The following is a 25,680-nucleotide window of genomic DNA, read 5'->3' on the forward strand; positions in this document are numbered from 1 at the left end:
GAAATGTTACTACATAAATCGGAAACCCTAACATTCTTTACTCCAGAGATTTTAGAAAACTCAGGAGCTGTACTTTTTGATACAGGAATTTCTGCAGGTTTTCCATCTCCCGCTGAAGATTTTAAAGAACAAAGAATTAGCCTAGATCGTGAACTTATTAAAAATAAGGAAGCCACTTTTTTTGCAAAAGTAAGCGGGCAATCGATGATTGGAGCAGGACTAGACGATAAAGATTTACTCGTTATTGATAGAAGTATAGAACCAGCACATAATAAAATTGCTGTCTGTTTTTTAGATGGCGAATTTACGGTGAAGCGTTTAAAAATAGATGATGAAGGTCTTTGGTTACAACCAGAAAACCCTAATTATCCTATTATTAGAATTACAGATGATAACGATTTTGTTATTTGGGGAATAGTGACCAATGTGATTAAAAAGGTTTAGCTTTTCAATCTATTTTTAATGTAACCTTATAGCTATAAAACAAAAAACGCTTCAGAATTTCTGAAGCGTTTTTTTTATAAAATTTGTGTTTGTAATTAGTCTGCTAATACAATCACTTTGTTGTTATTTATTTCTAAAGTACCAGAGTTAATCGCTAACCAAGTTGCTTTATCGCTTCCTGTAGTAAATTTATCTTTTACTTCTTCTTCTAAAGAAATATCGCCATAAATTTTCACGTTTCCTTCTTTTAAAAGGGAAACAATAGGAGCGTGATCACTAAGTAATTCAAATTCTCCGTTAATTCCAGGAACAGCAATACTTTTTACTTCTCCGCTAAATAATGTAGCTTCTGGTGATACAATTTCTAAATACATAGTTTATTGTTTTAAATATTAAGCTTCAGCTAACATTTTCTCTCCAGATTCGATAGCTTCTTCAATAGTTCCTTTAAGGTTAAAAGCAGCTTCTGGTAAGTGATCTAACTCACCATCCATAATCATGTTAAATCCTTTAATAGTTTCTTTAATGTCTACTAACACACCTTTAAGACCTGTAAATTGCTCTGCTACGTGGAAAGGTTGCGATAAGAAACGTTGTACACGTCTTGCTCTACCTACAGCCATTTTATCTTCTTCAGATAATTCTTCCATACCTAGAATAGCAATAATATCTTGTAATTCTTTATAGCGTTGTAATAATTCTTTTACACGTTGTGCACAATCGTAGTGCTCATCACCTAAAATATCAGCAGTAAGAATTCTTGAAGTAGAATCTAAAGGATCTACTGCAGGATAAATACCTAACTCAGCAATTTTACGAGATAATACGGTTGTTGCATCTAAATGCGCAAACGTTGTTGCTGGTGCTGGATCTGTTAAATCATCTGCGGGTACGTAAACCGCTTGTACAGATGTAATAGAACCTCTTTTTGTTGAAGTAATACGTTCTTGCATTGCTCCCATTTCTGTTGCTAATGTTGGTTGGTAACCTACTGCAGAAGGCATACGACCTAATAATGCAGATACCTCTGAACCAGCTTGTGTAAAACGGAAGATGTTGTCTACGAAGAAAAGTACATCTTTCCCTTGTCCTTCTCCAGCTCCATCACGAAAATATTCAGCAATTGTTAAACCAGATAATGCAACACGCGCACGTGCTCCAGGTGGTTCGTTCATTTGTCCGAATACGAAAGTAGCCTTAGACTCTTTCATTATATTTTTGTCCACTTTTTGAAGATCCCAACCACCTTCTTCCATAGAATGCATAAAGTCATCACCATACTTGATAATTCCTGACTCTAACATTTCACGAAGTAAATCGTTTCCTTCACGTGTTCTTTCCCCTACTCCTGCGAATACAGAAAGTCCACCGTGTCCTTTTGCAATATTGTTAATCAACTCTTGAATTAATACTGTTTTTCCTACTCCAGCACCACCAAATAAACCAATTTTCCCACCTTTTGCATAAGGCTCAATTAAATCGATTACTTTAATACCTGTGAATAAAACTTCAGTAGAAGTTGATAAATCTTCAAATCTAGGTGCTTGTCTGTGTATTGGTAACCCAGCTTCTCCAGCTTTAGGTAAATCTCCAAGACCATCAATAGCATCTCCAATTACATTAAATAGACGACCGTAAACGTCATCACCAACTGGCATTTGGATAGGAGCACCAGTAGCGTTAACTTCTGTTCCTCTACTCAAACCATCGGATGAGTCCATAGCAATAGTACGTACTGTATCTTCACCAATGTGAGATTGTACTTCTAATACTAAAAGCGAACCATCTGCTTTTTTGATTTCTAATGAATCATAAATCTTTGGAAGTTCAGCACCAGCAGCGAATTCTACATCGATAACTGGACCTACTATTTGTGCAACTTTACCTGTAACTTTTGACATTACTTTTATATTTAATGTTTTGGTATAAATTTATTACGATGAACATCTTACTCCATTTGAGCGGAGTACGAGGTTTTTTCGCGCTGCAAATATAGTGGTTTTAATTTAAAAAATATATCATATTTCTCAGATTTTTACGCATTAAAAAACGCCTTCATTTTGAAGGCGTTTTTTAATATATATATTTATATAATTTATGGTAATAATGGAGAATGATTTACACCATAATCTCCAGCTTTTGCTACGTTACCTGAAGCTCTAAAGTTAGAGCCAAAATCAGTATCTATAGCGTCTAAAAAGGCATTTGCCATTAAAGCATATCCTCTAGATGTTAAATGAACACCATCTAAACTTACAAGACCACCAAATACTAACTCTGTATTTAAATCGTATCCGTCAAATGTAACACCTACTGTAGATGCTTCTGCTAAAATACTATTTAAATCTACTAAAGCTAAGTTAGGATTTGCATCTGTTACTGTTTTAATAGAATTGTTATAATTTGTAATTGCAGTAGCAATTTCTTCTTGTTCTTCTGGTAATAACACCCATTTGTCTTCTAATGGAACTGCAACACCATAAACCGTTAAAGGATTTCCAGCAACAGCTTCTGTACCAATAATGTTTTTAGAAGGTAAAACAAACATATCTGCAGCAGTAGCTTGACGCATACTTACTAATTGTGAGTTAAGACCTGTTAAATCTGTAAGGTTTTCATCCATAATAACTATAGAGTTATCTGAAGCTGCTCTAAACGTAATTGTTCTTTTAGCAATTTCTGCATCTGCATCTTCTTGCGAAATTGCATTTACGCTTACTAAATAAGCAAACGCTCCTTGAATACCTGCGTTATATGGTGCATAAGCAGCATTTACAGCTGTAGTAGTTGGATTATCTAAAGGAATAACATTATATGTTACTGTAGTAAAATGAGCTAAACTAGTAATGTTTGGTACATTACCCACTACTCCTTTAACACTATTTGTACCATTTGCTGTTAACATGGCAACCATAGCGTTTAATGCACCATCAAAAGTTGGTAAAGGCGTGATTAAGTCACTACCATCTCCTCCAGATACGGCATATCCTAAAACATCATTACCACCTATTTCACTTAAAGTGAAAAATGTAGGTGCTTGATCTACTGCTAAATCTAGGATGCTAGCATTAGGTGTTAATCCTGTTAATCTAATAGCATAAGGGTTTGCAGCGGCTGGGAAATTAGATAAACTTCCAAAACCTGGAGCTAATAAATGGTAACTTTTTGCTCCTGGTACTCCTAAATTATTAAAAGGTCCTGTTGGGTTGTTTAAAACAAAATCTGTAGTAGACATTGCTGCTGGGTTTACACTTTGTAATGGAACAGGTCCTGCTCCACCAAATACTAAACGCTCAGCAAATAATCTTTCTCCAGTTAAAGGGTGAAATATTGGACTACCTCCAGCAATTAATCCACCATAATTATCATTCATTAAAGGTTGCGTAAAAGTTCCTCCACCTGCATTTGCAAATTGTTTTGCTAATGTATTTGGAAATGAATCTTCTTGACCAGCGATAAACAAACCACTATCTGTATAACCAGCAGTAAACGAAGCACCAATTGCAACGTAGTTTGAGAAATCTGCAGATCCAGCAGTTAAAGTAGGTAAAATTACTTCAGGTTCTGGAGCGTCAATAAAATCATCTTCATTTTTACAAGCTGTAAAACCGACTAGGACTGCAGCTAGTAATGCATATTTTATATTTTTCATATTCGTTATTTTATAAGTTATTAATTGTCCATCCTATGTAGTACATAGAACCAATATGACCAGTACCATAAGCAGTAAAGTATTCTTTACCTCCAAGGTTTGTTCCACCTGCTTTAAATGTAGACTTTAATTTTGGTACTCTATAATTAATTTGTGCATCTACCGTATGAAATTCTGGTACTACACCATCTCCAAACGTTGCTTCCCAATAATAATCATCACTAAATCTATATGAAAGATTAAATCCAAAGTTTTCAAATAAATTAGTATTACCAAAAGAAGCTTTAAACTTATGCTCTGGAGTATTAAAGTTTGTTTCGAAATCAGGATTAGCACTTTCGTCATAATCTTGTTTTGTGAAGGTATAACTTCCGCTTAAATCGAAACTACCAAATACTTTAGTAGAAAGACCTAAAGAAGCACCATAAGAATTTACATCTACACTAGAATTTGTATACGCACTATATGCTTGGTAATCCCCATTAGCAATTGCTGCTACAGATAAAGGAGTTCCTACATCTCCATATAAAGGAGCAACTACAACTTCTTGAGAAATGAAATCTTGATACTTATTATAATACGTACTAAAATCTACAATTAACTTATTGAATTTTCCTCTATACCCAATTTCCATAGAAGTTACTTTCTCTGGTTTAACAATCTCTGGGTTAGCAATAGCATCTGCTGTTAATAAAACTGCAGGGTTGTTTGTTGCTGCAAGAGCTTCAACTGCACTTTGTGTATACGAATTGTTATACGCTGCAGCACCTGTTTGTGTAATAGTAGCAGATTGTCCGTATTGGTTTTGTCCTACTGTACTAATATTATAATTTCTAGAATATCTGTCTAAATTGTCTGGAGCAGAACCTATTAAAATAGCACGACCTGAATCTAAACCAATAAATAAATCTTGTGTTGTTGGGTTTCTAAATCCTGTTTGGATAGACCCTCTAATATTATGATTTTGGTTTAGTGTTAAACCTAAAGATAATCTTGGAGAAATAAAACCGTCAAAAAATTCTGATTTATCATAACGAGCAGAACCTGTTACTTTTAATTCCATGTCATCATTAAGTTCGAAATTTTTCTGAATTTGTGTATATACACCAAATTCTGAATAATCTATTTCGCTATTACCATCAGTATAAATAGTACCACCAGAATTTAAATTGTATTTTCTATAAGAACCACCAACTTGAATATCTGCAAAGTCAACTAAGTGACTAAAGTTATAATTACCATCTGCATGGTAATATTTAGATGCATCTTGAAATTTAGATCCCGTAGTTAAATCTGGGTCATTTATACTTCTATTAAATGCTGCTTTAAACTCTGGAGAACCTGGCTCAAAACGTTCAATACCATCATTTCCATTCGTATCAATTACTTCATCAGCAACATCTCTAGCTAAAGCGTGTTTTTGTGCTTCTGTTAAACCTTGAGGGTTACCTGTTAACTCGATACCAGCAATAGTTCCTATGTAATCTCCAAACCAATCTGCATCACTCTTCCAAGCTCTGTTAATTTGAATTCCTGTAAACACCATGTCATAAGAATCTCCTGCTTTATCAGCGACAACATATCCTCTTAAGAAATAATTGTCATTTTTTAATTCTAATTTATGTTGTTGTTGGAAGAAGTTATCGATGTTATATCTATTTGTTCCTTGATAAATAGTAGAACCTGTTCCTACTTTACCAACATAAGAAACTTCAAAATTACTATCTGTAATTGGGCGATAGTATAATCCCCAATCAGATTTAATACTTTCCGCATTATAATCTGTTAAATCTGCTTCATTATAACCTGTTCTACTAACTTCAACATCTGGAATAAAACCAAAACCTGAAGCAGATCTTATGTTTGTTGAAACTTCATCTCCATAAACATTTAAACCATTATAGTTAATGTTACTAGTACGAGTTCCACCTACCATGTCTGTGTCGTCAATACTATTCGCTGCCCAATCTGTTCCTTTTAGGAAACCAAAATTTATTTTTGCAGCAAATTTTTCGCTAAATTTGTGAGCTATACGTACACCTAAATCGGTATAAGCATTATCTCCTGAAGCTTTTTGAGAAGTGATACCTTGTTTGATGAAACCACTAATACCATGGTGATCGAAAGGACTTTTACTTCGCATAAAAAGAATACCATTAAAAGCATTTGCACCATATAATGCAGAGGAAGCTCCTGGTAATAATTCGACACTTTGAACATCTGTTTCAATCATACCAACTAAGTTTCCAATAGGAAAATTTAAAGCTGGAGTAGAATTGTCCATTCCGTCTACTAGTTGCATGAATCTTGTATTTGCAAATGTTGCAAAACCTCTTGTATTTACAGATTTAAATGTTAAACTGTTTGTGTTTACATCTACACCTTTTAAGTTTTCTAAACCACCATAAAAATCAGCTGATGCTGTATTTTTAATTTCTTTTAAACCAAAACGCTCTACAGTTACTGGAGACTCAAAAACACGTTCTGGAGTTCTAGAAGCTGAGATTACCACTTCATCTAAAGAAGTTCCTTCTGCTAAAATAAAGTTAAAGGTTTGGTTGTTTGCCGTTACTTCTTGTGAAGAAGGCTCAAAACCAATGCTACTTGCTTGTATAGTAAATGGAGGGTTTTGATTTACTGTTAATGTGAAGTTACCATCAAAATCGGTAACAGTACCAACGGAGGCACCTACAACAATAATGTTTGCACTAGGAATTGGTAAGTTGCTATCGTCAACCACTGTTCCTGTTATTGTTGTTTGTGCAAAAGTTAATCCACAAAAAAGCAACAATAGAATTGAAAGAATTGTTCTCATTTTTTAGTTTTAGTTAAATTATTTGAGCCAATATAATTAAATATTATGATAATTTTAAGAAGTTTTTTTAAAAATTATGCACGCATAGTACTATTCTTTTAATTTTAGGGGCTAAAATTTGAGAATTTCTTAAAAAATGACAGCAATAATAAGGTTTCTGTAAAAACGCTATTGCTATTCTACTGTTACAGATTTTGCTAAATTTCTTGGTTGGTCTACATTTCTATTTAGCATTACTGCAATGTGGTAAGACAATAATTGTAGTGGTATGGTGGTAAGTAAAGGAGTTAAAGATTCTAAGGTTTCTGGAACCTCAATAACATGATCGGCTAGGTTTTTAACATTGGTATCTCCTTCTGTTACTATACCAATTATTTTTCCTGCTCTTGATTTTATTTCTTCAATATTACTTACAACTTTTTCGTAGTGTCCTTTTTTTGTTGCTATAACAAAAACTGGCATTTGTTCATCGATTAAAGCTATTGGACCATGCTTCATTTCTGCTGCAGGGTATCCTTCAGCGTGTATGTATGAAATTTCTTTTAATTTTAATGCACCTTCTAAAGCTACCGGGAAGTTATAACCTCTTCCTAAGTAAAGACAGTTTTTTGCATCTTTATATATTTTTGCAACGGCTTGAATATGTGATTCTGATTGTAATGCTCTTTCTACTTTTTCAGGAATTAATTCTAATTCTTGTAAGTGATAGTGGTAATCCGGATTTGATATTTTTCCTTTTGCTTTGGCTAATTTTAAAGCAATTAGTGTTAATACTGTGATTTGAGTTGTAAATGCTTTTGTAGATGCTACACCAATTTCTGGTCCTGCATGCGTATAAGCACCTGCGTGCGTCTCTCTAGCTATGGAAGATCCAACAACATTACAAACACCAAATACAAATGCACCATTTTGTTTGGCAAGCTTAATTGCTGCTAAAGTATCTGCTGTTTCACCAGATTGCGAAATAGCAATAACGATGTCTTTATTTGAAATTACGGGGTTTCTATATCTAAATTCTGAAGCATATTCTACTTCAACAGGTATTCTTGCTAAATCTTCAAAAATATATTCGGCTACTAGTCCGGCGTGCCATGAAGTACCACAAGCAACGATAGTTATTTTGTCTGCTTGAAGAAACTTGTCTAGATTGTCATCTACTCCAGACATTTTAATAATCCCTTTTTTTGCTAAAAGACGTCCTCTGTAGGTATCTCTTATTGCATCAGGTTGTTCATGAATTTCTTTAAGCATAAAGTGTTCATAGCCTCCTTTTTCAATTTGCTCTAAATTCATTTGAAGCTCTTGAACATAAGGTGCTACAACAGAATCATCTTTGATTTTTCTGATTTTAACCTCTTTATTTAATCTAATAATTGCCATTTCTTCATCTTCTAAATAGATGGCACTTTTTGTGTATTCTAGAAAAGGAGTAGCATCACTAGCAATAAAAAATTCGTCTTTACCAACTCCAATAGCTAATGGGCTTCCTAGACGAGCGATAACTATTTCGTCTGGTTTGTTTTTGTCAATAACGGCAATTGCATAAGCTCCTACTACTTGGTTTAGTGCGATTTGTACCGCTTTACCAAGTTTTACGTTTTCTTTAAGTTTTACGTCTTCAATAAGATTTATTAAAACTTCAGTATCTGTGTCAGATTTAAAGGTGTAACCTCTTTTGGTTAATTCTGTTTTAAGAGCTGCATAATTTTCTATAATACCATTATGGATAATTACTAGATCTCCAGAGTTTGAAGCGTGTGGGTGTGAGTTTACATCGTTAGGTACACCGTGGGTTGCCCAACGTGTATGACCTATTCCTAAGTTACCATTAGTAGAAATTTCGTTTTCTAATTTTTTTTGTAAATCGGCAACTTTACCTTTGGTTTTAGATATCTTTAGGTTTTCACCATCAAAAAGGGCAATTCCTGCACTGTCATATCCTCTGTATTCCAGACGTTTTAGTCCTTCAAGAATGATTGGGTATGCTTCTCTATGACCTATGTAACCTACTATACCACACATAAATTATTAGTTTTCTGGTTCTGTATAAAAAATTTCTAGTTTTACTCTTTTTTCATCTGGGACATTTGCTTTACTACCATGTAAAACCGTTCCTCTTGGTGACATTACTGTTCCTGATGATACTTTATCTTCACTATCAAGAATGCTATATGGTAAAACCTCATTAACGTTAGTGGAAACCATTAGTCCAAGTTTAAGATTTAAAGAATCTCTTAAAAGAATATTATTTAAATATTCTGTCAGTCTGATTTTATATTTCACACCAAAACCATCGCTATCTCTTTCTAAAATCGAGGAATGATACTCGGCAGAATACTCAGGATCTATAGTGTTTGGATTGTCAATATAATAATCTATAACGGGAACGTTGTTCTTTATATCGTAAATTATTACTCTATTTGGCTCTTGATCTTTGTTTAAACCAGCAGTTTCATCTACATAAAAAACTAAGTTCGCTTCGTTAATAAGGCGTTGGTCTTTATACGTGTCTATAAAAATCTCATAATCATCTGGTAATTCATTGTTGTCTGTGTCTTCATTACCAAATAAATCTATAATAGCCATAGATCCTTCTCCCCCTTTTATATATAATTTATCATCACCATTAATTTCATCAGGGTTGTTGTAAGCATTGATTACATCTGTGTTGGTAATGTTGTTTTCAAATATATTAACTCGGTTTCCATTTAGGTTTATTTGAAGTGTTTGATCTTCTCTAAGAGCGGTACCATCTTCATCCGTTTCACCAGTAAGGTTGGTGTAATTAAGTTCAATCATTGCATTGCTAAAATCAAGCAGGAGCAAACTACCTTTATTATCGACAGCTTCTGCTTTAAAATAAAGACCTCTAAAGTAATTTTTGAAATTATTTTCATTACTTAATTCAGACATACCTTCTTTGTTGAAAAACAAATCTTCCCAGAAATTAGCAGGCATATTTAGTTCTTCTCTAAACCTTGGAGATAATTTTACTTCCTCTTCTTCGCCATCTTCAATAGTCGTTACCGTTAACTCCGCATTACTTGGAGTAAAATAAGGGCTTTCTATTGCCTCAAATAAAGTAGCATCTGTGTGATTGTCAAAGTTTATAGTTGTATTTGCGTTGGAATAGTATTTTTGAGATTCCTCTAGATTTTCTGGGTCAATATCTCTTAAAAAATAACCGTTTTTATAAATAGATAGTTTTATTGGAGAATCCCCAAATAAAGAATCTTGTGCCGTCATAGAATAGGTAGATTCTCCATCTGTTGTATCCTCAAGTGTTGCAAAGTAAGGAATAGATAATATTACAGAAACAAGTTCTGGTGAGTCACCAAATTCTGGAGCATAAGATGAAAGTGTCGCTTGTGTTACAACACTTGCAGTGGTTAAGCCGTATACATCATCATTATAAACACCTAGTAAATTAGAAGAAAGACCATTAGTTTGAACAGCTTCTATCTTTTTATTATATGTTGTAACCGTAAAAGTGGCGTCTTTTGTGCTAAAATTTTGATATCCTTGAATATCACTTTCTAGGGTAGAAAAATCTTTGTCACAAGCTACAAATGTTAATGTCATTAACGAAAGTAGGCTAATTGTTTTAATTGCTTTAATTGTCTTTTTCATAGTAATTTGATGCAGTTAGCTTAAAACTTCTGTGTTGTAAAAATTGGTGTAAGCTTCACTAAATTCATCTTTATTTTTGTACTCTAATACGGGTTTTTTAGATGCTGCTAAATGTGTTTCAATGTCTTTTGGTAATTCTTCAGATGCAACTATTAAAGCGTCAGAATAGTCAATAGCAACTTTCATTAAGTTTGTAAAAGTTGGTTTTTTAAGCGTTTCTATCGCGTCACCTTCAATGTTATCAAATTTTACTTTGTTAGACATGTCTTTATTTAACGATCCTTCAAAGGTTTGATTGTATATAGACGTAACTATTTTACTTTCATTAAATAGTGGTTCGTTTTTATAATACTCTTTTAAATATAAAGGTAATAAAGCAGCTAGCCAGCCATGAACATGAATAATATCTGGAGACCAGTTTAATTTTTTCACCGTTTCTATAACACCTTTTGCAAAGAAAATTGCGCGTTCATCATTATCTGGGAATAATTTACCGTCTTCGTCTGTTAAAGTCGCTTTACGCTTAAAATATTCATCATTATCTATAAAATAAACCTGAATACGCTCTTTTGGTATCGATGCAACTTTTATAATAAGTGGCATATCTAAATCATTAATCACTAAATTAATTCCAGAAAGTCTAATTACTTCGTGTAATTGATGTCTTCTTTCATTAATGTTTCCATATCTAGGCATGAATATTCTAATCTGACCACCTTGTTGGTTTACCATTCGAGGTGTTTCAAATGACATTGAAGAAATTTCGGTTTCTGGTAAATAAGGTACGACCTCAGATGATACATACAATATCCTCTTATCTTTCATATAGCTGTTTTTAATGTTTTTTTATACAATATATAACCCAGAATTGACTTTTAATTGATTCTAAAAACGTCAATATGCGGTTATATATACTTGTTTTTTTGAAAAATTTCAAAATAAAAAACACGCAAAAGTACAAAATTTTATGCAGTTTGTCAGTAAAATATTAAGTTTGCACACGTTAATTTTTTATTAAATATGAATATCTTTTCAGAAATAAAACAAATTCAAAAGTTTATTACCCAATTAAAGCTTAAAAACCAAACTATTGGTTTTGTGCCAACTATGGGAGCCTTGCACCAAGGTCATTTGTCTTTAGTGGCACAAGCGCTAGCGAATAATGATGTTGCGGTGGTTAGTGTTTTTGTTAATCCGACACAATTTGATAATGCCGAAGATTTAAAAAAATACCCACGAACATTAGAGAAAGATGCAGATTTATTAAAAACGGTATCCAAAGATATTATTATATATGCGCCTTCTGTAGATGCTATTTATGAAAACAATGTAATAGCCCAGCATTTTAGTTTTGATGGTCTAGAGCACGAAATGGAAGGTAGATTTAGAGACGGACATTTTGATGGCGTTGGTACCATTGTAAAACGTTTATTCGAAATTATAACACCAGATAATGCGTATTTTGGAGAAAAAGATTTTCAGCAATTAGCAATTATTAAAAAACTAGTAGAGAAATACCATATTCCTGTGAAGATAACAGGATGTAAAATACATAGAGAATCTAATGGTTTGGCTATGAGTTCTAGAAATACAAGGCTAAAACCAGCGTATCAAACTGCAGCTCCTTTTATTTATAAAACATTACAAACTGCCAAAGATAAGTTTGGCACAAAAAGTGCTAATAAAGTTACAGAATGGGTTTACAATGAGTTTGCTAAACATGAGTTATTAAAGTTAGAGTACTTTATTATAGCAGACGTAAAGACATTAAAAACAGTAAAAAGAAAATCAAAAACAAAAAACTATAGAGCGTTTATTGCTGTCTATGCAGATGACATTAGATTAATAGACAATATCGCACTGAAGTAATTTGAATTTTTTGTTGAGTAGCGAAAATTATAGATTTTTTAATTCGATGAAACCTTTTTTAGAAAGCATAGCATTAGTTAAGGTTGAAAAAAAGTCAAAGTCAAATTAAAATAAGATAAATTTGCAGCAAAAAGAAAAAGTTTAAATCACTTCACTTAATTAATTATCTTTGCCACATGCAAATACAAGTAGTAAAATCTAAAATTCACCGAGTAAAAGTTACCGGCGCAGACCTTAATTATATTGGTAGTATCACTATTGATGAAGATTTAATGGATGCAGCCAACATTATTCAAGGAGAAAAAGTGCAAATTGTAAATAATAACAATGGCGCTCGTTTAGAAACATATGCCATTCCAGGGCCAAGAAATTCTGGTGAAATCACATTAAACGGTGCTGCTGCTAGGTTAGTGTCTCCTGGAGATGTGCTTATTTTAATTACCTATGCTTTTATGAAACTTAAAAAAGCAAAAACATTTAAGCCTTCTTTGGTTTTTCCAGATGAGGCAACCAATCTTTTAAAATAAAGCAATAAAATAATAGTATTATAGATGAACTCTCAATGTATTGAGGGTTTTTTTATTGGCTTTTCTATTTTAAAAACAGAAAAAAATAATTTGTAACTTGCATTTTCAATTCTCAAATACTTAAAAAAATGAAGGCATTAATCTACGCGATAGTTTTACTTTTTACATTTCAATTTTCTAACGCTCAAGTACAATACGAAACTTTCGATTCGCAAAAATTGAATGATACGCGCGAAATAAAAATTCAATTACCAAGAGGTTATGATGAAAACACCAATAAGAGCTATCCGTTAATTGTAGTTTTTGATGGGGATTATATGTTTGAAATAGTAGCAGGAAACGTCGATTATTATTCCTATTGGGAAGACATGCCAGAAGCAATAGTTGTTGGTGTTAATCAATTAGATAAGCGAAGAGATGATACTAATTATTCAGAACAAAGCTCTTTACCAATCGACTCTGGAGCAGCATTTTTTGAATTTGTAGGTATGGAACTCGTTCCGCATTTAGAAAAAACATACAGAACAGAAAATTTTAAAGTTGCTATTGGTCATGGCGAAACAGCAAATTTTATTAACTATTTTATGTTGAAACCATTGCCTTTGTTCCAAGCGTATATTAGTATAAGTCCAGATTTAGCACCAGATATGCCTACCTATATTCCGGAAAGATTAAAAGGTTTTGAAACAAAACTCTTTTATTATTTAGCAACATCTACTAATGATGTGAAATCTATAAAAGCAAAAACGGAAGCCTTAAACACAAATATTAAAGCATTAGATAATAAAAATGTCCTTTATAATTTTAATACTTTTGAAGGGCCTTCTCATTATGCATTACCAGCACATGCTATACCAAAAGCACTAGAGAGTATTTTCTTGGTTTTTCAACCGATCAGTAAAAAAGAATACAAAGAAACTATTCTTAAATTAGAGGGGTCTCCAGTAACTTATTTGTTAGATAAATACCAAACTATTGAAGATTTATTCGGAATAAAAAAACAAATATTGGTAAATGATTTTAAAGCGATATCTGCAGCAATAAATAAAAGCGAACAATATATTTACTACGAAGAATTAGGGAAATTAGCACGTAAGCAATATCCGGAAACCATGTTAGGGAACTATTATTTAGCACGTTTTTACGAAGAAACCAATGAACCTAAAAAAGCGATGAAAACCTATCAGTCTGCATTCATGTTAGAAGAAATAGCTGGCCTAACTAAGGATTTAATGTTGGAGAAATCAGACGAGATTAAAGCAGATTTTGGCTATTAAATAGCATGTTGTCTTTCAGGAGTTTTGAAGGTTTTACACAAGAATAATTGTATCAGTAATTAAAAAAATTTCCGTTTGCACGGAAAGTAAGCATGGCTAAAGTAAAAACAACTTTTTTTTGTCAGAACTGTGGATCACAATACGCAAAATGGCAAGGACAATGTACTTCTTGTAAAGAGTGGAACACGATAGTAGAAGAGGTGATTCAAAAACCAGAAAAAAGCGACTGGAAAACACCAACTTCGACAAAAAAACGCGTTTCAAAGCCGTTAACCATTAATGCCATAGATGCTTCAGAAGATGCAAGATTAGATACGCAAGATGAAGAATTTAATCGCGTACTTGGTGGTGGTATTGTACCCGGTTCCTTAATCCTTTTAGGAGGAGAACCAGGAATAGGTAAAAGTACGTTATTGCTTCAAATAGCATTAAAACTACCATATAAAACTTTATATGTTTCTGGTGAAGAAAGCCAAAAACAAATAAAAATGCGAGCAGAACGTATACATGCTAATAATGATACCTGCTTTATTCTTACCGAAACAAAAACACAAAATATCTTTAAGCAAATTGAAGCACTAGAGCCCGATATTGTGGTTATAGATTCTATTCAAACCCTACATAGTGATTACATAGAATCGTCTAGTGGAAGTATTTCTCAAATTAAAGAATGTACTACAGAACTCATTAAATTTGCAAAAGAAACAGCAACTCCAGTATTATTAATTGGTCATATTACAAAAGATGGAAACATTGCAGGGCCTAAAATATTAGAGCATATGGTAGATACTGTATTGCAATTTGAAGGAGATAGGAATCATCTTTTCAGAATTCTTAGAGCCAATAAAAACCGTTTTGGTTCTACTAATGAAATTGGTATTTATGAAATGCAAGGTTCTGGCTTAAAAGAAGTTTCTAATCCGAGTGAAATATTAATTTCTAAAAAAGATGAAGATTTGTCGGGTAATGCCGTTGCTTCTACAATTGAAGGATTAAGACCGCTTATGATAGAAGTACAGGCGTTAGTTAGTACCGCAGTTTATGGTACGCCACAACGAAGTGCCACCGGATTTAATGCGAAAAGATTGAATATGCTTTTAGCCGTTTTAGAAAAACGAGCTGGTTTTCGCCTTGGAGCAAAAGATGTGTTTTTAAATATAACAGGAGGAATATCTGTTGATGATCCAGCAATAGATTTGGCTGTTGTAGCGGCAATTTTATCTTCTAATGAAGATGAAGCATTACCAAAAGATTATTGCTTTGCAGCAGAGGTTGGCTTGTCTGGAGAAATTAGACCTGTACAGCGAGTGGAACAGCGTATTTTAGAAGCCGAAAAATTAGGGTTTTCTACCATATTTGTTTCTAAATACAATAAAATAGCACTTAAAAATCTAACCATAAAAGTTCAATTAATATCTACGGTTGAGGAATTGGTAGCATTTATCCTATAGTATTCTTCTTTAAACTTTTTACATCCTATTTGCCATTTAAAAGTTACGTACAGAAAAGGTAATGGGAAATAAGAGTGTCTTTAATTTATTATATATATACACGAAGTGAGTTTAGAAAGTATGCCGCAACAAACATCACTAATATATATAGTTAGTTATTGAGTAACAGATTAGTAAAGCAATTCTCACATAAACTTTAAATGAAGTATATGTGCGTTTTTTAATTTAAAATTTCTCTTAAAAAATTGAAGCTATTTAACCTATTAACGTTACCACTCGTCGACACCTTTTCGTTTTTCACCGATAAAGAGTTTCTTTAATGTGGATATAAAGTAATTTTGTTGCATCTATACAGGTTTTTCTATTGTTTATAGAGGCTTAGATTAGATGAAACCCAAATTGTAAATTAACGATGAAAAAATACGCTACCCTTAATATGTTTAGTAAAATATTGCTAAGTATACTGTTTTTGTTTGTTTTTAAAGTGTCTTCTGCTCAGTGTAGTTATAACATGAATAATCTTGGAGGTAGTGATCTTGTTAATTGGAACGGTCATTATATTTCTAACGTTACTATAGATGGGGATAACTCCGCTACAGGAATCAATAATACTAATTACAATAGCCGTTATACAGATTATACTAGTCAGTCTACAGATGTAACAGCAGGTAGTACCTATAATTTTTCAATTAATAATTATAAGGGAGGTAATACTTGGGGAGATGTTAAAATTAGAATTTGGATTGACTATGATAATGATGGTAATTATACTCAGGTTTTTAGTAATAATTTTGGGCAAAATAACAATAATACGCATCAAGTAACAGGTAGTTTTGTTGTAGATGCAGCAGCAATTACAGGTACTGCAAAATTAAGAATTCAAGCAGCGTATTGTTCCAGTTGTGGTAATGGTAATGCTTCGGTATTATCTGCAGATGGTTGTAGTTTTACCAATACCTACAGAGGAGATGTTGAGGATTATACCTTAAATATTACTGGTGGCTCTGGAGTTTCAGAACCTACTTATTGTGTTCCAGATCAAATTGGGAACTGGAATACTTACTATATAACTAATGTTGCTATAGGAGCAATTAATAACAGCAGTACAGGGACTGGTGGAGCATACCAAAATTATACTGCACTAGAAGCATCTATAACTTCAGGTTCTACAGTTACAGGAGATGTTACCGTTAATATTAGTAGTAATAATGCAAATGAAAGAGTATTTGTTTGGGTAGACTTTAATCATAATGGTCAGTTAGATGATGCAGGCGAAGAATTTGAGTTTGGCATTGCAGGAACAGGTAATGTGGTAGTTCCTATTAGTATCAATGTTCCTGCTGGATCATATACTGGAAAAACTAGAATGCGAATAGCTTTAATAAGTGATGTTAGAGCTAATTTTGGACCTTGCAGAGCTGCTTATGCCTCAGGAGAATATGAAGATTATATCATGAATATTACACCTGCCTCTGCACCACCGGAAGCTGTTTGTCAAAATATTACGATAGAATTAGATAGTGATGGTAACGCAACTATAAATCCAATAGATGTGGATAATGGCTCTAGTGATGATATTGCAGTTACAAATTATACTTTAGATATAGATACTTTTGATTGTTCTGATATAGGTAATAATACAGTAGTTTTAACCGTAACAGATGCAGAAGGACAAACAGATACTTGTATAGCAACAGTTACAGTACAGGATTATTCTGGTGCATTAGTACCACCAACATTTGCAGATATTAATGCATATTGCAGTTATACGGTTCCAACACCTGCAGATTTATCTTATGGTTGTGCTACTACAATAACGCCTACCAGTTCAGATTCTAGAACATTTACAAGTAGCGGTACAATTACATGGTTATATGATGATGGAGCTGGACATACTGCTTCCGCTACCCAACAAGTAAATATAGAATCATTAGTATCTCCTACTAATATAATGTCATCTGCAATTACTCAAACTACTGCTACAATTTCATGGGATGATTTTTTAGGAGATGAAACATATTCTTTTCGTTATAGGGAATCTGGATCATTAATCTGGACTACGGTTGCCGTTTCAAACCATACTATAAATTTAACAGGATTAGAAGAATTAACAGAATATGATGTACAAGTAGCAAGTACTTGTGGTTTTTCAGAATCGGCTTACTCAACAACATATAATTTCACCACACAAATAAATAATACGGCTTGTGTACCAACTAGCAATTCTAATGGTACACACTATATAACGAATGTGTATTTGCCAGGAGAAACAACAACCATAAATAATACTTCTGGTAATGATGGTGGTTATGGTGATTATACAGCGACACAAAGTGCAGACTTATTTAGAGGTCAATCGTACGCAATGGAATTGTCTGTTTCTAATACTATGGCTTCTGAAAACAGGTCTGGTTGGGCAATATATATAGATTTAAATGGCGATGGAGATATTGAAATAGGTGAAATGGTTTGGGATAGTAATGGAGAAGATAATTCTTTATCTAATGTCAATAACACTTTTAACCCAGCTACAATAACGATTCCTGCAACAGCAGTTTTAGGTAATGTCCTTATGCGTGTTGGGACTCGAAGATATCATTTTTCCGATAACCCTTGTGGTACAACATCTGGTCATTATGAAGAGTTTGAAGATTATGTGGTAAATATTAAAAATGATGCCACTTCACAAGATCTGGATGTGTCTGGAAATAACATAAATATTGTGTCTGGTACTACAACAACAAGTACAGATAATTATACCCATTATGGTATTTATGATATTAATTCTGGAGCAGTAATTAGAACTTTTGTTCTAGAAAATACAGGTATAGCAGATTTAATTTTACAATCACCATATGTAAGTGTAACTGGTGCTGCTTTTTCTGTAGATACACAGCCAGTATTAACAACATTATCGCCAGGAGAAGAAACAACATTTTCAATTGCTTTTGATCCAGATAGCGTAAATACATTTACTGGTTTGGTTTCTATTTTATCTAATGACCCAGATGAAAATCCTTTTACTTTTGTGGTAGAAGGAGAGGGGGCACAAACTTTTCCAGATACAGATGGTGATGGTGTGCCTGATAATATTGATATTGATGATGATAATGACGGCTTAACAGATACGTATGAATCTATAACTTGTGCTAGTTATCCGAATGCGACAACCACAGACCTTGTTTTTTTAAACGAAACCTTTGGAGCAGGAACCAATAGAATTCAAATTAATGGTAATTACGCAGGAGCAACAACTACCTATTGTTACGAAGATGGGACAGGTTCTTGCCCTGCAACCTATAACCCAACAAGTGTAAATGATGGAGATTATACTGTACATCATACTATTACTAATGGAGATGGTGTTACAGGCGATATTAATGTAGATATTTCAGATTGGGCAGAAGATTACTGGTATACAGGTGGAGATCATACCGCAGGAGATGTAAATGGTAGAATGGCTATTTTTAATGCAGCAGAAGATCCAGGTATTTTTTATAGTCAAGATATAATAGGAGTAACAACAGGAGTACCAATACAATTTGGGTTTTATGCTATAAATTTAGATCGTACAAATGCTCCAGGTGTAAGTAGTAGAAATAAGCCCGAAGTTACCATAACTATTTATGATAATGTTGGTAATGTAATTGCTTCTGAAACATCTGGATTAATACCAGCAACAAGTCCAGCTGGAGATTGGGTAGAGGTTTCCGCAAGTTTTATTAGTACAGTTTCGCAATTCACGGTAGTATTAACAAACTCTCAATTAGGAGGACAAGGAAATGATTTAGCAATTGACGATATTTTTGTAAAACAAACACTTTGTGATTTAGATGGCGATGGTGTTGCAGATGTTATTGATTTAGATAATGACAATGATGGAATTCCTAACGTCGTAGAGTTGGGATATGTTGATGATAATTTTGATGCAACTGTTTATAATGACGCTACCAACGTTTGGGTAGATGCTAATGGAAACGGAATGCATGATGCTTATGAAGGTTTAACTGCTTTAGATTCAGATGGGGATGGCGTACCTAATCATATCGATTTAGATAGTGATAATGATGGTGTTTTTGACAACGTAGAATATAATGGATTTGGTGATATAGATATAAATGGAGATGGGGTAGGAAACGGTTCCGATTACCAAGATACTTTAGTTAATGCTACTGATGACGACCAAGATGGTGATGGTATTTTACCTTCTATTGATGATAATGATGATGATACCGATGGAGGTTTTGATACCGATCATGGTACCTTTAGTTATGATGCACCTATAGATACCGATGGAGATGGTATCCCAGACTATTTAGATACAGATAGTAATGACGCTAGTAATGATGCTTCTAATGGAACAGATATTAGTGAAACCATATACGCAGCATTAGATGCAAATTATGATGGAGTTATTGATGGTGATGCAGATGCGGATGCAGATGGATTATTAGATGTTTTTGATACAGATGATAATAACTTTGGTTCTCCTAGAGATTTAGATAAATCCTATAGTCTTTTCTTTGATGGAAGAAATGATTACGTAGAAGATGATAATGTTATTTCCAACGGAAACGCAACAATCATGGCTTGGATCAAATCAGAGGGAGATAATACACTAAACACCAATAGAATTGTTGCAGGTCAAAAGTACTTTTACCTCGTAGTTAATGATTCGGATAATTCGGTAACAGTAATGCTAAATGGTAGTGCTGTTTTAACATCTATAGATTTAGTTGTAGATGCTATTTGGACACATGTAGCAGCAACAACTAATAGAGGAGAAACTGTACTTTATGTTAATGGTGAAGCACAAGGAGCGCCTTTAGGTTCTGGAGAAGTTAATGAAGATACTTCCAATTTTACAATAGGAAGACTAGCAGATACAGATTTAAATTATTTCCATGGAGAAATAGATGAAGTAAGAGTCTTTAATAGCAGTCTTACGGAAACAGAAATTCAAAGAACTGTATATCAGGAGTTAGAGGAAACAGAAAATTTTAACCAAGGAAAAATAATTCCAAAAGATATTTCTGAAAATACTATAGGAGCAAATTTAGTTCGTTATTATAAAATGGATAGCTTTAAAGATGATATTACAGATGATAAAGTTACGCCAACAATAGATCAAGTGAATGGCGCTAAGTTATATAATATCAAGAAAATTTACTTTCAAACAGCACCACTACCATACAAAACAATTCAAGATGGTTTATGGACCGCTCAAGAAAATTGGGAGCATGGTAACGTTTGGGATATAGATGTTGTAGCAAATAATAAAGATTGGAGTATTGTTGAAATAAATAATGATATCACTACAGTAGCATCACACACAAATTTAGGGTTATTAGTGCAAGACACGAAAAGGTTTACGGTTAATGACGATAATTATATTAATAATTCATGGTATATAGAACTTGATGGTACTATTGATTTACTGAAAGACTCACAACTTGTTCAAACAGAAAATAGTGATTTAGTAACCTCTGAAACAGGAAAAATATTAAGACGTCAAGAAGGTGCATCTAGTTATTACTGGTATAACTATTGGGGTTCTCCTGTCGGAAATACAGAAGCGACAACCTTGACGAATAATAATAGTACTTCTAATAATGAAAACAATACGCCTTTTAAAATCAACATGCTAAAGGATGATGCAGGAGACGCTATAGAATTCACTAGTTCTAATCACCAAACCGGAAAGTTAAGTTCTCGTTGGATGTATACGTATGAAAATGGTGTAACTTATTATGATTATGCAACATTAACAACAAATACAAACATAAATTCAGGAATAGGTTATATTCATAAAGGAGTTGGGGTTGCACAGGAGTATGTTTTTGAAGGTAAACCTAATAATGGAACCATAAAAGTAAGTGTTTCCGATGTTGGAGGTTCAGGATCCGTACCAGGAGTGTCAAAAACGGAATATCTTTTTGGTAATCCTTATGCATCCGCTATAGACGTTTATAAATTTATAGATGATAATGCTGCTGTCCTAGAAGGAAGTATTCAACTATGGCAACAATGGGCAGGTACTTCTCATGTAACCACAGAATATGAAGGTGGTTATGCACAAGTAAATAAAACAGGTTCTGTACGCGCATATCAATTTGTAGGAGGCGAAGGTGAAAATAATGGTTCGCAAGACGGAACCAAAACCCCTTCAAGATATTTGGCAGTAGCACAAGGTTTTATGGCAGAAATAAAGAATAGCGGATCTGTAGTTTTTAATAATAGCCAACGTGTTTTTATAAAAGAAGCAGATGCCGATGGATCTTCATCTAATGGTTCTGTGTTTTTTAGAACAACAGAAGGTGTTTCATCTACATCCACTATGCGTAAAATAAGATTAGAGTTTAATGCGCTAGATGGTCAAGAAACGCGAAGAGAATTATTATTAGGTTTTAGTGATATAACCTCAGACGATTATGATTATGGATACGAAGCAAAAAATACTGATGATAATCATGATGATTTAAGCCTGTTATTAGATGGTGAATATATGTCTATACAATCGTACGGAGAAATAACACCAGATAAAGTGGTGCCTCTAGCATTAAAAACATCGGGAAATAACAGTTATAATATCAAAATTTCAGAAATAGAAAATATAGAGGAAGGTCAAGAAATCTATTTAAGAGATAACTTAAATGATATATACTATGATTTACGTCAAGATGAAGGGTATACCTTTTTAGCAGATGAAGGAGTCTTTAATGAACGTTTCGAAATCGTATTTTCAAATCAAAGTTTGAGTGTCGATGAGGTAACTGTAAATAATAATGTAGTGCTTTATTTTAATTCCAATCAAAATTTACTGTACGTTAAACAACTTAATGAAGATATTAAATCTTTAGTTGTGCATAATATGTTAGGTCAAAATGTCTATGCTAAAGAAGGTGTTAAAGCTTCGGAATTAGAAAATGGAATCCCACTTAAAAATACAAGTACTGGCGTGTATTTAGTTACTTTAAATACAAAGAGTAATTCATCTATAACTAAAAAAATTATAATACAATAACCCCCTAATCTATATTTTTAATGAAAAGAACTTTACCCTTTTTAATGATGTTATTTACTTGCGTTATGTATGCGCAAGGACCAATGATTCCACTGACTTCTTCGGTAACTAGTGGTTCCGATTGGACAACAACAAATTTAACAGCAGATTTAGCTTTTAACTTTCCTTGGGAAATAACCTATGCGCCTGATGGAAACTTATGGTTAACAGAACGTGTAGGTGAAAAAATTGTTAGAATTGGTACTTCTGGTGGTACAATAACTACCATGATAGATTTGAGTACTAAGGTAGAATACTCTAAACAAGGAGGTTTAATGGGAATGGCTATTCATCCTGCATTATTCACCAACCCTGCTACCACTACAAATAATTATGTATATGTAGCATATACGTATGCAGATAATGGTTTAAAATTAAGAATCGCAAGATTGGTTTATGATAACAGTACTGGAACCTTGACTGAAGATACTAGTTTAAATGCAAATGGATCTATTTTAGAAGGGTTACCAGGTAGTGGAGATCATAACTCTGGAAGACTTATTATTGGGCCAGATTTAAAAATATACTATACTATTGGGGATCAAGGAGCAAATCAATTTGATTATTCTTGTAATCCTAACTTAGCACAAGTCTTACCAACATCTCCAACAGATTATGATAATTATCCAGGTAAAACATTACGAATTAGTTTAGATGGTTCCATTCCTTCCGATAACCCAGTTTTAAATGGCGTACAAAGTCATGTATATAGTTACGGACATAGAAATGCGCAAGGAATTATTTTTGCTCAAGATGGTACGTTATATAATTCAGAACATGGAGCAAAAGTGGATGATGAAATAAATGTAGTTGAAAGTGGAAAAAATTATGGTTGGCCAGAAATAGCTGGATATTATGATAATATGGCATATAGCTATTGCAACTGGTCTTCTTTAGGAAATGCTTGTAATGCAGGAGATTTTAGTGATCATAACTGTCCGTCAGGAGCAGATACTGCAACAGAATATGAATCGTATCCAACAGCAGGAGACGTACCTGCAAATTTTCAGCCGCCAATAGGAACCTATGGAGGTACCGTATCAACAGATCCTCCTGGAGGTTGGTTCACATGGCCAAGTGTAGCACCTTCCAGTATTGATATCCATGAGGCTGGGAATATTCCAGGCTGGGGAAGATCTCTATTAGTGCCAACTTTAAAAAAGGGAACTATTTATAGAGCGAAATTAACTTCAGATGGAAATGATATTGTAGGAGATGATGATCCAGGTTCTATTGACGGTTATGAAGAATTTCATTCTTCTAATGATAGATATAGAGACGTTGCAATTTCTCCAGATGGGTTAACCATTTATGCGGTTACAGATAATAGCGGAGGTACTTCTGGTCCATCTTCAGGAACAGGTGTTTCTATTGAAAATGGTGGAACTATCGTTAAAATGGAATATGTTGGGGCATTAGTTACTAATCCTCCTGTTGCAAACTGTCAAGACATAACAGTTACTTTAGACGCAGATGGAAATGCAACAATTACTCCTGCAGATATAGATAATGCTTCAACTTTTGGTGCAGCTGGTGCAGCAACTACCGATAGCTTAGTTATAAACTTAGATACTTTTAACTGTTCACATACAGATAGTATACAAACAGTTTGGTTAACGGTTACCGATGCTGATGGTAATGAAAGTAAATGTTCTTCTACCGTTACAGTGCAGCCTAATGCTAACCCAAGCCCTTTTACTGCTCCAATATTAGAAGATGTAATAAGTAATTGTGAAATTACTGTGCAAGCTCCAACTTTAATTAATAATGCTTGTGCAGAAATTACAGCAACCACAACTGATAATACTACCTATACTGCTGGACAAAGTGGAACAATTATATGGATGTTTAATGATGGTACAAATACGGATACTGCAACTCAAAATGTTAGCGTTAATGCATTAACGGTACCAACAAATATCTCAGTAAATCCAGGATCTACTTCTGCAGATGTCTCTTGGGACAATATAGATGATGTTACATTTAATGTTAGATATCGTGAGGTGTCTGGTACATGGACTACTATCACTTCTGCTATTAATGCAACAACAATTACTGGTTTAAATTTGGCAACAGATTATGAGTTAGAGATTAGTAGTGATTGTGGTACTTCACAATCTGCTTATAGTAATACCGTGTTTTTTACTACTGTTGCAGTTACCTATTGTGATGCAAGAGGAAATGATAACGGACAAATAAATAATGTGCAAATCAACGGAGAAATGGGAACATTTATTAGTAATTCTTCTAGTGCAAATGAAGATTATACTGATTTTACATCCATTTCACCTGTAAGTTTAGAAGCTGGCTATGGTTATTCTCTATCAGTATCTACAAGTTATACCAATGCAATAGGAATTGTTGTATGGATAGATTTTAATCAAGATGGAGATTTTGAAGATACCAACGAAAAAGTTTGGGAGCATGCATCTAATAATTTATATGGTAGTAGCCCTAATAACGAAACAATAACAGTTCCTATTAGTGCATTACCAGGAAATACTAGAATGCGTATTGCATCTAGACAATACTGGATTCCTTCTGGTGATAATGGTCATGAATCTTGTGGAAATATGATTAATAACGCTTCCGATGGTGAAGTAGAAGATTATACCGTATACATTATTAATAGTACCTTGTCTACTCCAGATAATAGCTTGGCAGCGATTTCGGTATATCCAAATCCAGTAAAAGATAATGTAGTTGTTAAATTGCCTTCCGCTTTTAATTATCAAGAATTAACGGTAACATTATTCGATTTACAAGGTAGAATTATTCGTCGTAAAACAGTAACTAATTCACAAAGTGAAATCCGTTTTAATGCTTTAGGAGAATTAAGTAATGGTGTTTATTTTATGAGAATTACAGAAGGAAGTAAAACTTTAATATCTAAGAAACTTATAAAAATTTAAGTACTTTAAAATACGAAAAAGAAAAGCCTCTGAAATTTCA

14 protein-coding genes are annotated in these 25,680 nt (G+C 33.4%); 7 read left to right on the top strand and 7 right to left on the bottom strand.

Annotated features, from left to right (window positions below):
- Window positions 1–3 precede the first annotated feature (3 nt).
- Window positions 4–444, top strand: a complete 441-nt coding sequence (locus AMD28_RS11790) for a LexA family protein (RefSeq protein WP_055444299.1) — start codon at window positions 4–6, stop codon at window positions 442–444.
- Window positions 445–539: 95 nt separating this feature from the next.
- Here AMD28_RS11790 and AMD28_RS11795 read toward each other — a convergent pair whose 3' ends face one another.
- The 7 genes from AMD28_RS11795 to AMD28_RS11825 all read right to left on the bottom strand — a co-directional run bounded on the left by AMD28_RS11795 (window position 540) and on the right by AMD28_RS11825 (window position 11,366).
- The gene (locus AMD28_RS11795) at window positions 540–818 is read right to left on the bottom strand and encodes a F0F1 ATP synthase subunit delta/epsilon (protein WP_055444300.1); all 279 of its coding nucleotides are present in this window, start codon (window positions 816–818) and stop codon (window positions 540–542) included.
- 18 nt (window positions 819–836) lie between these two features.
- The gene (gene atpD, locus AMD28_RS11800; RefSeq protein ID WP_055444301.1) at window positions 837–2,345 is read right to left on the bottom strand and encodes a F0F1 ATP synthase subunit beta; all 1,509 of its coding nucleotides are present in this window, start codon (window positions 2,343–2,345) and stop codon (window positions 837–839) included.
- A gap of 194 nt (window positions 2,346–2,539) precedes the next feature.
- Complete coding sequence (locus tag AMD28_RS11805; RefSeq protein ID WP_055444302.1) at window positions 2,540–4,096, bottom strand: SGNH/GDSL hydrolase family protein; 1,557 nt, start codon at window positions 4,094–4,096, stop codon at window positions 2,540–2,542.
- A 10-nt stretch (window positions 4,097–4,106) separates the two neighbouring features.
- A complete protein-coding gene (locus AMD28_RS11810; protein ID WP_055444303.1) occupies window positions 4,107–6,911 on the bottom strand; it encodes a TonB-dependent receptor in 2,805 nt (934 codons plus the stop codon).
- 174 nt (window positions 6,912–7,085) lie between these two features.
- Window positions 7,086–8,933 (bottom strand): glutamine--fructose-6-phosphate transaminase (isomerizing), encoded by a 1,848-nt coding sequence (glmS, locus tag AMD28_RS11815; protein WP_055444304.1) that lies wholly within the window; start codon window positions 8,931–8,933, stop codon window positions 7,086–7,088.
- A 6-nt stretch (window positions 8,934–8,939) separates the two neighbouring features.
- Complete coding sequence (locus tag AMD28_RS11820; protein WP_055444305.1) at window positions 8,940–10,541, bottom strand: BamH family beta-barrel-assembly machinery protein; 1,602 nt, start codon at window positions 10,539–10,541, stop codon at window positions 8,940–8,942.
- A gap of 15 nt (window positions 10,542–10,556) precedes the next feature.
- A complete protein-coding gene (locus tag AMD28_RS11825; RefSeq protein WP_055444306.1) occupies window positions 10,557–11,366 on the bottom strand; it encodes a glycogen/starch synthase in 810 nt (269 codons plus the stop codon).
- A gap of 195 nt (window positions 11,367–11,561) precedes the next feature.
- Between AMD28_RS11825 and panC the strand changes: the two genes are divergently transcribed.
- The 6 genes from panC (at window position 11,562) to AMD28_RS11855 (ending at window position 25,640) form a co-directional block, all read left to right on the top strand.
- The gene (panC, locus tag AMD28_RS11830; RefSeq protein WP_055444307.1) at window positions 11,562–12,410 is read left to right on the top strand and encodes a pantoate--beta-alanine ligase; all 849 of its coding nucleotides are present in this window, start codon (window positions 11,562–11,564) and stop codon (window positions 12,408–12,410) included.
- 176 nt (window positions 12,411–12,586) lie between these two features.
- On the top strand, window positions 12,587–12,937 hold the full coding sequence (gene panD / locus AMD28_RS11835; protein WP_055444308.1) for an aspartate 1-decarboxylase: 351 nt from the start codon (window positions 12,587–12,589) through the stop codon (window positions 12,935–12,937).
- A 128-nt stretch (window positions 12,938–13,065) separates the two neighbouring features.
- Window positions 13,066–14,214, top strand: coding sequence for an alpha/beta hydrolase (locus tag AMD28_RS11840; RefSeq protein WP_055444309.1), 1,149 nt, complete (start codon window positions 13,066–13,068; stop codon window positions 14,212–14,214).
- Between the two features lie 92 nt (window positions 14,215–14,306).
- Window positions 14,307–15,665, top strand: coding sequence for a DNA repair protein RadA (gene radA, locus AMD28_RS11845; protein ID WP_055444310.1), 1,359 nt, complete (start codon window positions 14,307–14,309; stop codon window positions 15,663–15,665).
- 511 nt (window positions 15,666–16,176) lie between these two features.
- Entirely contained in the window at window positions 16,177–22,689 is a 6,513-nt protein-coding gene (locus AMD28_RS11850; protein ID WP_055444311.1) for a GEVED domain-containing protein, read from the top strand.
- Window positions 22,690–22,709: 20 nt separating this feature from the next.
- Window positions 22,710–25,640 (top strand): PQQ-dependent sugar dehydrogenase, encoded by a 2,931-nt coding sequence (locus tag AMD28_RS11855; RefSeq protein WP_083478293.1) that lies wholly within the window; start codon window positions 22,710–22,712, stop codon window positions 25,638–25,640.
- Window positions 25,641–25,680 lie beyond the last annotated feature (40 nt).

The organism is Lacinutrix himadriensis, assembly GCF_001418105.1.
Classification (GTDB): Bacteria; Bacteroidota; Bacteroidia; order Flavobacteriales; family Flavobacteriaceae; genus Oceanihabitans; species Oceanihabitans himadriense.